Source organism: Allobosea sp. 05T438 (assembly GCF_056396025.1).
The window spans coordinates 780888-793176 of the sequence record NZ_JBFTKQ010000002.1; the positions used below are offsets into that span (position 1 = coordinate 780888).

A 12289-nucleotide genomic window follows, 5' to 3' on the forward strand; every position below is an offset into this window, starting at 1 on the left:
AGCCATCGACGATACGATGCCTGTCCGACCCGAGTCGCCCGCCCCGGCCATGCTGCCTTCTAGCGACCAAAGACCTTATTCGGCAAGGGCTGTGAGCAGGCTGTGAAACATCCCCCCAAGATTTCGACCGTCTTCGTCGCGATTGTGACAAGGTCTCATGGCTGAACCACCGCCAAATGAGACACTGCGCGGGGCCCTTGCTTCCGCGGTGATTCTTTCGAGACCTTGCGGCTCTTCGCATCCTGCGACGGCCGCTTCGCGCTGGCGGCGGCCCGCGCGGGGCGCCGGGTCCCGGTTCTCGGTTTCATGTGCTCAGCTTCGGCGCCCGGCATGGCACCACTGCCCGCCAACGCGTCGAGATATCGCTGCGTCCACCAATCGATGTCCGTCGCGGTGATCGTGGCGTAAAGCGTCTCGAAACGGCGGATACGCTCAGCCTTGGGCATAGCGAGCGCGGTACGGATCGCATCCGCCACCTCATGGGCATCGTAGGGATTGACGATCAGGGCTTCGCGCATCTGCTGGGCAGCGCCAGCGAAGCGCGACAGGACAAGGACACCCGGATCTGCAGGATTCTGCGCCGCGACATATTCCTTGGCGACCAAATTCATCCCGTCCCGCATCGGGGTGACGAGCCCGACCTCCGCGCGGCGATAGAAGCCGGCGAGCGCACTGCGCGAGTATGCCTTTTTGACCACCCGGATCGGCGTCCAGTCGAACTCGCCGAGCTGAGCGTTCAGCCTGCCCGCAACCTCGTCGGAAAGACGGTCGAGCTCGGCATATTCGGGCACGTCGCTGCGCGAAGGCGGGGCGATCTGCAGGAGGCTCACATTGCCGCGGTGCTCGGGATGGCTGCGCAGGAACTCGCCGAAGGCTTCGAGGCGCTGCACGATGCCCTTGGAATAATCAAGCCGATCGACGCCGACGACCAGTTTGCGCTCACCGAGCGATTCCCGCGTGGCCCGAAGCGGTGTCGGCGCCTGACGCGTCGAGGCCGTGGCAAGGCGGCGGAAACCCTCGACGTCGATGCCGATCGGGAAGGCTTGCACCTCGGTCTCGCGCGTACCGACACGCACGCGCCGCCCGTCGCTACGGCCGCCGCACAGCGCCTCCAGCCCGCCGATCAGGTTGCGGACATCGAGCTCCGTCTGCATGCCGACCAGATCATAGGCGGCTATGGTGCGGATCAGTGTCCCGCTGAACGGCAAGGCCCCCATCACATCGGCGGAGGGCCAGGGGATATGATGGAAATAGCCGATACGGTTGCTGACACCGCGCCGGCGCAGTTCCGCTGCCAGCGGGATCAGATGATAATCGTGGATCCAGATGACGTCGTCGGGCTGGATGAGGCTCGCCAGCGCCCGCGCGAAGCGGCGATTGACGCCGAGATAGCCCATATAGTCGCTGCGCTGGAAATCGGTCAGCCCCAGCCGGTAATGCATCAGCGGCCAGAGAGCCCGGTTCGAAAAGCCGAGATAATAGCTCTGCCGTTCGGCCTCGCTGAGGTCGGTTACGGCATAGGTCACGTTGCCGCGCTGGACCTGCCGGACGTCATGGACCGCCGCGTCGCTGACGCCGCCGCTCCAGCCGAACCAGAGGCCGCCATGCTGCTCGAGCGCCTCGCGCAGCGCCACCGCCAGTCCGCCCGCCGTTGCCTTTTCCTGACGATCGGGGATGGTGACGCGGTTCGAAACGACGATGAGGCGCATAGCGACGAATTTCTCCAGGACGGCCGCCCGATTTTTGCCACCGGCGGCAGGAACAGAACGCCCAGGCAGGCGTAATGTTTCCAGGGTGCAGCGCTGGCCGCATGGCGAAGCGGTGGCAGTGCTGCGGTGAAATCGTGATCGCCACTATCGGGCGAACAGTAGAATGAGACAACCCCGATGACGATTTTTCCGCGCCGATAGCCGCGTGCGGACGATGAGAAAGGATTGTCAGCGAGGACAGCCGTTCTTCTGCCGTCTTCCCTGCCCAAATAGAAAGCGATGACGACATTGATCGAACCGGAAACTGTCCCGAGCACCCGCGATATCGCTGCGGAGGGGGAGCAGATCGCGCTGTTCCTGGATTTTGACGGAACGCTGGTCGAGATCGCGCCCTCACCCGAGGATGTCCAGCTCGACCGGCGCGTCGCCCCGGCGCTGGAAAGCCTGCGCAGCCAGCTTGGCGGCGCGCTGGCCCTGGTGTCGGGACGCCCGATCGCCTTTCTCGACGAGATGCTGGCACCTTACAGCTTCGACATCGCCGGTTTGCACGGCGCACAGATTCGGATGGGCGGCGAGCTCCGGTCCCAATCCGCCCCCCCCGAACACATGCGCGAGGCGGTGCGGGACCTCGTGCGCTTCGCCAACAGCCATGTCGGCATCATCGTCGAGGACAAGCGGATATCGACCGCACTGCACTGGCGGCTCGCGCCCGAACTCAAGGACGAGGCGCTGGATCTGATGCGCAAGGCGGCCGCGAAGCTCGGGCCGTCCGTGCGCCTGCAGGAGGGCAAGTCTGTCGCCGAGCTGGTGCCGGCCAACGCGAGCAAGGGCAGCGCCATCGCTATGCTGATGGCGACGCCGGCCTATGCAGGCCGCCGCCCCGTATTCATCGGCGATGACATCACCGACGAGGACGGCTTCGAGACGGTCAACGCCATGGATGGGCTTTCGATCCGGATCGGCGCAGATCGGGAAAGCCTGGCGACGATCCGCCTCGCCTCGCCGACCGCCTTGCGGCATATCCTTCTCGCAGCCGCCGAGAATGGCGGCCTCGCCGCTTCCAGCTTCTCCCAGGACTAAGGGTCTGGCCATGACCGTAACGACCACGGCCGCGGGGCAACGCTCCGCCTCGCTCGATCTCGGCGTGATCGGCAATTGCTCGATCGCCGCGCTCATCGACCGGCGTGCCCGCATCGTCTGGGGCTGCTTCCCGCGTTTCGACCGCGATCCGGTGTTCTGCTCGCTGATCAACAACAAGGCCGATGACGGCAATGACGAGCTCGACAAGGGCTTCTTCGCCATCGAGCTCGTCGGCATGACGCGCTGCGAGCAGGGCTATCTCGACAATACCGCCATCCTCTCCTCCGTGCTGTCGGACGATCAGGGCAACGCCATCGAGATCCTCGATTTCGCGCCACGCTTCGTGCGCTACGAGCGCTTCTTCCGGCCGCCGCAGCTCGTACGCCGCGTGCGCCGCATCTCGGGCAGGCCGCGTATCCGCGTCCTCGTCAAGCCCTGCCTCGGCATCGGAGAAGAGCCCGACGAGATCACGCGCGGCTCCAACCATGTGCGCTTCGTCGGCGCCGACCAGACGATCAGGCTGACCACGAACGCGCCGATCTCCTATATCGTCGACGGCGTTCCCTTCGCCGTCGACCAGACCTATTCCTTCTTCATCGGCACGGATGAGGCGCTGCGCGCCGAGATCGAGACGACTTCCCGCGAGTTTCTCGACAAGACCACCGATTTCTGGCGCGACTGGGTGCGCTCCCTGTCGATCCCGTTCGAGTACCAGCGGGAGGTGATCCGCGCGGCGATCACGCTCAAGCTCTGCTCCTTCGAGGAAACCGGCGCGATCGTCGCGGCGCTAACGACCTCGATTCCGGAGGCGCCGGGCACCCAGCGCAACTGGGACTACCGCTATTGCTGGCTGCGCGACGCCTATTTCGTCGTCCATGCGCTCAACCGGCTCGGCACGACGCGGACGATGGAGGACTATCTCGGCTTCATCACCAACATCGTCGACACCTTCTCGGAGAGCGGCGCCGAGCACCTGCCGCCGCTCTATCCGATCACGCGCGGCGGCACGCTAATCGAATTCGAGGCCACGAACCTTTCAGGCTATCGCGGGCATCAGCCAGTGCGCTTCGGCAACGGCGCGGCAGTGCAGATCCAGAATGATGGCTATGGCGCGGTCGTGCTGGCGGCGACGCATTCCTTCTTCGACCGCCGCCTGATCCAGCCCGGCAAGGATACGCTGTTCAGCCAGCTCGAGCGCATGGGCGAGCTGGCGATCTCGGTGTTCGACAAGCCCGACGCCGGCCCCTGGGAGCTGCGGGAGAAGGAAGCAGTGCACTCCTTCTCCAGCGTGATGTGCTGGGCGGCCTGCGACCGGCTCGCGCGCATCGCCGGCACGCTCGGGCGTGCAGATCGCAAGGAATATTGGAAGGGCGAGGCGAAGCGGCTCAAGACGACCATCACCGAGCGCATCTGGAACGGCGAGAAGGGCCATTTTGTCTCGACCTTCAACGGCCAGGATCTCGACGCGACGCTGCTGCTCCTCGCCGAGATCGGCTTCGTCACGCCGGATGACGCCCGCTTCATTGCCACCGTCGAGGCGATCGGCCGCGACCTGAGGCGCGGCGACCTGCTGCTGCGCTACGCGACGCAGGACGATTTCGGCTACATGCACACCGGCTTCCTGATCTGTGCCTTCTGGTATGTCGACGCGCTGAACACGATCGGGCGCAGCGAGGAGGCCAAGGAGCTGTTCGAGCGCATCCTGAAGCGACGCAACAGCTTCGGCCTGCTTTCGGAGGATGCCGATCTCGAAACCGGCGAGCTCTGGGGCAATTTCCCGCAGACCTATTCGATGGTCGGGCTGATCAACTGCGCGATGCGCCTCAGCCGCGACTGGGAGGAGGCGTTCTGAGCGCGCCGCGCATCAGCGGGGCGAACCGAAACGGAACGCGATCGGGATCACCCCGTAGACCATCGCCAGCACCATCGGCGGCACGGCCAAGGCCGTGACGCCGAGCGTCGGCCATCCCTGCGTCAACGGCGCGAGGAGAGCCAGCAGGAGATTGATGGCGCCATAGGCACCGGCAGTCGCAACCGCCAGGAAGCGCAGGCGTGCCGCAAGGCGCGAGAGGGAAGAAGGCGTGCCCATGTGATGGCCTTATTCATAACGAAACGGACCGTTTCGATTGGTTGAACTAAACGGCCCGTTTCGTTATGTCAAGGCGAGACCGCGAACCGACAGGGACGGGAATGCTATGGAACCGCGCATGAAGCGCCGCGCCTCGATCGGCGCGCGGCGCAGCCCCGAGACGGAGGCGGCCGTGAAGGCGGCGGCGCGGGATCTGCTGGCGGAGAAGGGCTATGCCGGCTTCTCGATCGAGGAGGTCGCCCGCCGTGCCGGTGCCGGCAAGCCGACGATCTACCGCTGGTGGCCGAACAAGGCCGATCTGTTCATTGACGTCTACGGCGCGGAAAAGGACGCCGCGATCCCCGTGCCGGACGAGGGCTCGTTGCGCGCCGACCTTCTGCGCTACACCAGAGACCTCTGGCGGTTCTGGCGCGAGGATACGGCGGGGCGCGTCTTCCGGGGATTGATCGCCGAGGCTCAGAGCAGCGAAAGCGCGCTCGCCGCGCTGCGCTTCAAGTTCATGCCGGAGAGGCTGGCGGCGCCACGGCAGATGTTCATGCGCGCCGCCGAGCGCGGCGAGTTCGCAGCGGAGGAGATCGACGACCGGCTCGAGCTCTGGGTCGGCTTCAACTGGCTGCACGTGCTGACCGACCGGCTGAGCGAGGACGAGCCCTCGCTCAGCCGCAAGATCGATCTGCTCTGCCGCTGAACCGCTCTCAGCCGACCTTCGCGGCGGCACGCATCACGGCAAGCGCCAGCACCTGCGCCGCCGGCACGAGGCTCTCGACCTCGAGGAACTCGTCCGGCGTATGCGCCATGCCGCCGATCGGGCCGACGCTGCACAGCGTCGGCGTGCCCTGCGCGGCGGTGAAGCCGGAATCGGCGCAGCCGCCGGTGAACTCCGCCGTGACGCCGATGCCGAAGGCGGCCGCCGCCTCGCGATAGGTGTCGTACAGGGCCGCCGATTCCGGCGAGCGCTCGAGCGGCAGGAACTCGCCCTTGATGGAGAGCACGGCGCTGGTGCCCTGCACTTCCGGCACCTCGACGATCGCCTTGATCCTGCCGACCATCTCGTCGCGCTGGGCGGCGGTGACATAGCGCAGGTCGATCTCGCACCAGGCGCTCGGAGCGATGGTGTTGACCGTCTGGCCGCCGCCGATCAGCCCGACATTGACGGTGATGCCCTTCTCCAGATCGGTGAGACCCTGCAGCTTGGGGATCTTGTGGCCGAGATCGACGATGGCCGAGGCGCCCTTCTCGTAATTGGCGCCGGAATGGGCCGGTTTGCCGGTGAATTCGGCCCGCATGAAAACGCCACCCTTGCGCCCGCTGGTGACCGACTGCTTGTGATCCCTGGCGAAATCGGTACCGCCCGGCAGGCGGCTGGGCTCGGCATTGAAGACGCAGCGCGACTCACGCGCCGCCTCCTCGATCACCGGCCGGGAGGACGGCGAGCCGATCTCCTCGTCGCTGGTCGTGAGCATCAGCAACGGCGAGGCCAAGCCGCCGCATTCGGAGAAAGCCGCGGCGACGAAGGCCGAGATCACGATGCCGCCCTTCATGTCGGCGACGCCCGGCCCATAGGCGCGCGAGCCCTTGATCGTGAAAGGCCGCCGCGTGGGTTCGCCCTGCGGGAAGACGGTATCGCGATGGCCGAGGAGCAGCACGGGACGCTGGTCGTTGGCCGTCGGATTGCGCAGGCGCGCCTTGACCGCATCGCCGAAGCGGGTGTCGGGCACGATTTCGACATCGAGCCCGTTCGCCTTGTGGAAGCGCGCCACGACCTCCCCTGCCCGGTCGACGCCGGCCTTGTCGTAGGAGCCCGAGTCGGTGTCGACCAGTTCGCGGAGCAGCGCGACCATGCCTTCCTTGCGGCTCGCCAGCCACTCGGTGACCTTCTGTTCCTCGGGGGTCAAAGCGCTCATCGGCTCACTCGCATTCGTTCCGGATGGGACAATGCCGGGCAGCTTATAGGCTGGGCCTTTCGCGGCAACGGGAAACGGCGGCGGAGACCCCATTCACCGTGCGCATACCAGTCGGAGCGGCGCCGAGGCCGGGCTCAATCGGCCCATTCGGGATCCGTGGTGAAAACGATGGTGAGCCAGCGGTCGGGCGTATCGTCGCCGATCGCCTCGCCGATCTCGTCGCGAATGCGATCCCATTCCTCCAGCTTCTTCGCCGGCTCGTCCTTGGGCACGATGAAATATAGCTCGATCTGTCGTCCGCGGCCGACCCGCGCGACATAGGAGCGGTAGGTAGCAAAGCCGTAGCGACGGACGATGTCTTCCGCGACGTTGTCGGCATGGCGCTTCAGATCGGCAGGCGTCACGAGCAAGATGTCGGCCAGGGCCTGCTTGATCGTGCCGATCGGCATGGGGATCACGACGATGCAGACCAGCGCGAGCGCGACCGGATCGACATAGGGCAGCATCCAGGCGAACCGCGTCCCCTGGATCGCGTAACCGAAGACGAAGGCGACGAGCAGGGCACCGCTGAGGCCGCCCGACATCGCCCAGGCCTTGGCATCCAGCGCGACGAAGTTCGAATGGAGATCCCGGTTGGCCTGCTTGCCGTAGACCGCCATAGCGAAGGCGATCAGCATCGTCAGGACCGCATAGACAATCGCATAATCGAAGGCGAGGTGCCGGCCGCCGGCCATGATGCTGCCGATCGCGTTGATCAGCGCATAGACCGCGGCTCCGGTCAGAAGGACGCCGTTGAGCCCGAGGACCATGGGCTCCAGATGCCAGAAACCCATGGTGAAGTGCTTGACCAACCTGCCGCTGACGGCGCCTTGCGCGGTCGAGGACGTGATCAGATTCGCTACCAGCAGCGCGACGATCGTCATCGCCGCATCCGTCAAAGCGTAGACGCCATCGAAGACGATCGCGAAGGAGCCGGAGAGAAGGCCGAAGACGATGCCCGCTGCGGCGAGCAGGAAGGTGACGGCGATCGAGAGACGCAGGACGCTTTGCTCGGTCTGCACGAAAGGCCCCCTCGACCGCGGCCGGCGGCCGATCCTACACATCCGACGGGCGGAGCGCCAATTCGCGAAGGGTCCGCCCGGCTCGGGCCACCGGAGCGGTCAGACGAGGCCCGCGTACCAACCCGCGACATAGATGACCGTCCCGGCAGCCATCGGCACCAGCGGATTCAACTTGGAGCGATAGGTCACCAAGGTGGTCGCCGCCGTGATCGCGAAGCCGAAAAGGCCGGCATCGGCTGCGAGCGTCGCGACGGCCCCGCTCGCGAGCATCAGGCCGAGCGCGATCGGCACCAGAGCGAGCGTCACAATCCGAACAATGCGGTTGTCGCTATAGCGCTGCAGTCCGCGGTTGCAGGCGAGCGCGAGCAGCGAGGACGGCAGCAGCATCGCCACCGTGGCGACCAGCAGACCGCTTATCCCGGCGACATGCCAGCCGACGATGCTGCCGAGCATGATATTGGGGCCGGGCGCCGTCTGCGCGATGGCGAAGAGCCGCGCGAAGGTCGGCGCATCCATCCAGCCGAGGATCTCGACGACCTGGCGGTGGATTTCCGGCACCACGGCATTGGCGCCGCCGATCGCCATCAGGGAGATCGTGCCGAAGGTGATGACCAGCTGGCCGAAGATGCCGCGCTCCATCAGACCCGCCGCGCGCCCAGAGAGGCAGCTGCCAGTCCAAGGGGGACGAGCACCAGCAGAGTCGGCAGCATCGGCAGCCGCAGAAGCCCGACCGCGATAAAGGCGGCGGCCGCCATCACCCAGGCCCAGCGGGCGAGGCCGGCTTTCGTGAGCAGCCGTGCGGCCGTGCCGAGGATCAGCCCGGCAGCGCTGGCGGCAGCGCCGGTCAGCGCGACCCGCGCCAGCGGATGATCGGAAACAGCGCCGTAGATGTTAGCGATTGCCACGAGCGAAAGCAGCGGCATCGCCATCAGAGCGAAGACGCAGGTCAAAGCGCCGGCCGCGCCGCGAAAGCGGTCGCCCAGCATAACGGCGGCGTTGACGGTGTTCGCGCCGGGCAATGCCTGGCAGATGCCCATCATGTCGGCATAGCCGCGATCGTCGAGCCAGCTGCGCTCGGCGACGATGATATGGCGCGCCACCGGTCCGACCCCGCCGAACCCCATCATCCCGATCTTGAGAAAGCCAGTGAAAAGGTTCGGCAGGCTCGGCCGGGCAGCGTCCGTCGCGGGTTCGAGAGCTGACATCCGGGACGGCTAGCGCCGCGCCTCCATAGCCATGCGCAGTGCGAAGCCGGCGAGCACGGTGCCCATCAGCCAGCGCTGCACCAGCGACCAGAACGGGCGCGTCTTCAGGAACAGCGCGATGCTGCCGGCAGCCGTCGCGATCAGGGCGTTGACGCTGCCGCTGATCGCGATCTGGATGAAGCCGAGCACGACCGACTGGGCCAGCACGTCGCCGGCGGCCGGGTCGATGAACTGCGGCAGCAGCGCAAGATAGAACATCGCGATCTTGGGATTGAGCAGGCTGGTCAGGAAGCCCATGGCGAAGAGCTTGCGCGGCCCGTCATGCGGCAGGTCACGGACATGGAAGGGCGAGCGTCCGCCAGGGCGCACCGCCTGCCAGGCGAGCCAGAGCAGATAGGCCGCGCCGCCCAGCCGCAGCGCGTCATAGGCATAGGGAACGGCGAAGAGCAGCGCCGTGATGCCGAAGGCGGCGCAGAACATGTAGACGAAGAAGCCGAGGATCACGCCGCCGAGCGAGATCAGGCCCGCGCCCCTGCCCTGCGCGATCGAGCGCGAGATCAGGTAGATCATGTTTGGGCCGGGCGTCAGCACCATGCCGAGCGCGATCAGGGCGAAGGTGATGAGGGTCGTCGTCTCGGGCATCGGCAAGCGCTCCGGCGGAACTTCGCGCTTGGAGCATGGAACGCGATAGCCGGCAATCGGCTCCGCTGCAGGAGCCGCCATGCATGCTGTCGATACATCGAGACAAGCGCCGCGGGGCGCTGTGACGGAACCCGCCGCTGTGCGGGCGGTTGTCGCCAGCAATCGGATCGGGGGGAAGATATGACGCTGTTCAGCCGGCTGCTCTACACCATCATCGCCTTCGCGCTGCTGGGAGCCTCGATCATCCTGATCGGCGTCGCGGTCTGGCGCACCTCGCACGGTTTCTGGACCGGCGACGGCGCGCTCGACACGATGCTCGACGCGATTGGACTCGTCATCATCGCAGTCGCCGTGGCCGATGTCGGGAAGTTCCTGTTCGAGGAGGAGGTCGTCGCCGATCGCGAGATGCGCCGGCCGGCCGAGGCGCGGGGATCGCTGACCAAGTTCATGTCGATCATGATCGTGGCGCTCTCGCTGGAATCGCTGGTGCTGATCGCCAAGACCTCGCGCGAGACGATGGGGGACGTCGTCTATCCCGGCCTGTTGATGCTGCTCGCCGTGCTGGCGCTGGTCGGGCTCGGCCTGTTCCAGAAGCTCAGCCAGAACGCGACGGCGGCGGTGCCGCCGGATCGCGATGAGGAAGACGGCGATCCTGCGGACGTTTAACCGAGGCTCAAAACGCGCAGACCCAAACGCGCGTCATCCCGGCCGGAGCGAAGCAAAGAGCCGGGATCCATGCCTGAACCCACCCGATAAAAGCTCAGGCATGGATCCCGGGTCTCCCTACGGTCGCCCGGGATGACCGCACTTGAATTGCCGGGCGCCCCTCACCGCACCTCGTCGACGAGGAAGAGGTCGGTATCATCCGGCTTTGCTCCCGCCGCCGTGAGCATGGCGTGGATCTGGCCGCGATGATGAGTCTGGTGGTTGAAGAAATGCGCGATCACGAAGGCGCGCTGCCTGCCCATCTCGCGGCCGGCCGCGCCAGAATACCAGATCAGCGTTCCGCGCAGCCAATCGGCCTCGACGCTCTCCGCCCAGTCGAGAATGGCCTGGTCACGCAGGCGGCGGCGCGCGCAGCACTGCGCCCAGCCCTCGAAATAGACAGCAGAATCACGACCGCCGACGGACGGCTTCTCGCTGCCGATCAGGCGACTGAGCCAGACCTCGTCGGCCCAGAGGATGTGGTTGAAGGTGCCGTGGATCGACTTGAAAAAGGCGCCGCGGTCGAGCTTGCGGGCCTCGTCGCTCAGCCCGTCGGCCGCAGCCATCAGGCTGCGGTTCTGCCAGGCATTGTAGCGGGCCATGGTCCGGACGAAAGCGGGATCGACCATGGCGGTGCCTCCTCGTCAGATGACGTTGGCCTCCTTGAGCGGCCTGCCCGCAACGATGCGCTCGTGGCCGAGATCGGCAAGGTCGAGCGAGCGATAGCCGCCATGCGCAAGATGCTCGGCAAGTCCGCGCCCAACCGCCGGCGACTGCTGCAGGCCATGGCCGGAGAAGCCGTTGGCGAGATAGAGGTTGGGCAAGCCAACCGCAGGGCCGACGATGGCGTTGTGGTCCAGGCCGCACATGTCATAGGGCCCGGCCCAGGCGCGTCCGGGCTTGATCTGCTCGAAGGCCGGGATGCGGTTGGCGAGGGAGGGCCAGACCACCTCCTCGAAGAAGCCCCAGTCGACATCCTCGGCGGAGGGATCGGACTCGATCCATTCCACGTCCTGCTCGGGCGTCAGCGGCGAGCAGCTGCCGATGAAGAGCTGGCCTTCCGCGGTGCGCTTGCCCTCCTGCCGGCACCAGGCGCCGGTGGTGTCGATCAACAGCGGGCAGCCGTCGACATCGCCCTTGCAGGTGAAGGTGAAGACATAGCGCTTCATTGACTTCACCGGGATGGAAATGCCTGCAGTAGCGGCGAGCTTCGCGCCATGGGTGCCGCTGGCGTTGACTACGGCGCCGCAGGCGATGCGGCTGCCGTCTGCAAGCTCGACCGCAGTAACCCGGCCGCCCTCGGTGACGTAGCTGGCGATCTCGCCCTGCCTGTACTCGACGCCGAGGCTGCGCGCCTTCTTGCGGAAGGCCTGGAGCAGCGCCCAGCCGTCGAACCAGCCCTCGCCGCTGACGCCGAAGGTGCCGCAGGCGAGATCCTCGACATTGAGCCAGGGGAAGCGCTGCTTCAGCGCGGCGGGATCGTAGAGGGCGATGTCGGCACCCTCGGCCGCCTGCAGCTTCTGGTTGGCGTGAAGGACGGGCGCCCCTGCCTCGCTCGCGAGATAGAGATAGCCTCCCTCATGCAGGTCGATCGCCGGGACTTCGCCGTCGACGGCGAGGTGCTGGCCGATATTGCGCAGGAAATCGACGCCGAAGAGCGAGATGCGGATATTCACCGCGCTCGAAAACTGCTGGCGGATCGAGGCGGCGGAAAGCGCAGAGGCGGAAAAGCGATAGGTCGGGTCCTTCTCGAGCACCACGACCTTGCCGGTGAAGCCGGGATCGGCGGCGAGATGATAGGCGACGGAGGAACCGATCGCGGCTCCACCGCAGATCACGACATCGGCGCTTTCGGAGACGGGCGGCATGGCAGGCCTCGCGCGGCCGGCTTCGG

The 12289-nt window shown here is 66.3% G+C and carries 13 protein-coding genes; 4 read left to right on the forward strand and 9 right to left on the reverse strand.

Annotated features, from left to right (window positions below; all coding sequences use genetic code 11):
• Positions 1-155 precede the first annotated feature (155 nt).
• Positions 156-1709 carry an alpha,alpha-trehalose-phosphate synthase (UDP-forming) gene (gene otsA / locus AC1DIN_RS07500; protein WP_476809245.1) on the reverse strand — a complete coding sequence of 518 codons (1554 nt, stop codon included), beginning with the start codon at positions 1707-1709 and terminating at the stop codon, positions 156-158.
• A gap of 279 nt (positions 1710-1988) precedes the next feature.
• On the opposite strand from otsA, the gene otsB reads away from it, so the two are divergent.
• A complete protein-coding gene (gene otsB, locus AC1DIN_RS07505) occupies positions 1989-2789 on the forward strand; it encodes a trehalose-phosphatase (RefSeq protein WP_476809246.1) in 801 nt (266 codons plus the stop codon).
• Between the two features lie 10 nt (positions 2790-2799).
• The gene (locus AC1DIN_RS07510) at positions 2800-4641 is read left to right on the forward strand and encodes a glycoside hydrolase family 15 protein (RefSeq protein WP_476809247.1); all 1842 of its coding nucleotides are present in this window, start codon (positions 2800-2802) and stop codon (positions 4639-4641) included.
• 12 nt (positions 4642-4653) lie between these two features.
• On the opposite strand, the gene AC1DIN_RS07515 is transcribed toward AC1DIN_RS07510, so the two are convergent.
• A complete protein-coding gene (locus AC1DIN_RS07515; protein ID WP_476809248.1) occupies positions 4654-4878 on the reverse strand; it encodes a hypothetical protein in 225 nt (74 codons plus the stop codon).
• 118 nt (positions 4879-4996) lie between these two features.
• Here AC1DIN_RS07515 and AC1DIN_RS07520 point away from each other — a divergent pair, with 118 nt between their 5' ends.
• Positions 4997-5566 (forward strand): TetR/AcrR family transcriptional regulator, encoded by a 570-nt coding sequence (locus AC1DIN_RS07520; protein WP_476809249.1) that lies wholly within the window; start codon positions 4997-4999, stop codon positions 5564-5566.
• A gap of 7 nt (positions 5567-5573) precedes the next feature.
• Here the strand turns inward: AC1DIN_RS07520 and AC1DIN_RS07525 are convergent, their stop codons facing one another.
• From AC1DIN_RS07525 to AC1DIN_RS07545, 5 genes are all read right to left on the reverse strand, one after another.
• Positions 5574-6782: a M20 family metallopeptidase gene (locus AC1DIN_RS07525; protein WP_476809250.1), complete on the reverse strand. Its 1209-nt coding sequence runs from the start codon at positions 6780-6782 to the stop codon at positions 5574-5576.
• A 134-nt stretch (positions 6783-6916) separates the two neighbouring features.
• On the reverse strand, positions 6917-7843 hold the full coding sequence (locus tag AC1DIN_RS07530; protein ID WP_476809251.1) for a cation diffusion facilitator family transporter: 927 nt from the start codon (positions 7841-7843) through the stop codon (positions 6917-6919).
• Positions 7844-7942: 99 nt separating this feature from the next.
• Complete coding sequence (locus tag AC1DIN_RS07535; protein ID WP_441471418.1) at positions 7943-8482, reverse strand: chromate transporter; 540 nt, start codon at positions 8480-8482, stop codon at positions 7943-7945.
• Positions 8482-9048, reverse strand: a complete 567-nt coding sequence (locus tag AC1DIN_RS07540) for a chromate transporter (RefSeq protein WP_476809252.1) — start codon at positions 9046-9048, stop codon at positions 8482-8484. The genes AC1DIN_RS07535 and AC1DIN_RS07540 overlap by 1 nt, the downstream gene beginning before the upstream one ends.
• A 9-nt stretch (positions 9049-9057) precedes the next feature.
• Complete coding sequence (locus AC1DIN_RS07545; protein ID WP_476766106.1) at positions 9058-9690, reverse strand: LysE family translocator; 633 nt, start codon at positions 9688-9690, stop codon at positions 9058-9060.
• Between the two features lie 180 nt (positions 9691-9870).
• On the opposite strand from AC1DIN_RS07545, the gene AC1DIN_RS07550 reads away from it, so the two are divergent.
• Positions 9871-10356 (forward strand): GNAT family acetyltransferase, encoded by a 486-nt coding sequence (locus AC1DIN_RS07550; protein ID WP_476809253.1) that lies wholly within the window; start codon positions 9871-9873, stop codon positions 10354-10356.
• Between the two features lie 161 nt (positions 10357-10517).
• Here the strand turns inward: AC1DIN_RS07550 and AC1DIN_RS07555 are convergent, their stop codons facing one another.
• Complete coding sequence (locus tag AC1DIN_RS07555) at positions 10518-11024, reverse strand: DinB family protein (RefSeq protein ID WP_476809254.1); 507 nt, start codon at positions 11022-11024, stop codon at positions 10518-10520.
• A gap of 15 nt (positions 11025-11039) precedes the next feature.
• A complete protein-coding gene (locus AC1DIN_RS07560; protein ID WP_476809255.1) occupies positions 11040-12263 on the reverse strand; it encodes an NAD(P)/FAD-dependent oxidoreductase in 1224 nt (407 codons plus the stop codon).
• Positions 12264-12289 lie beyond the last annotated feature (26 nt).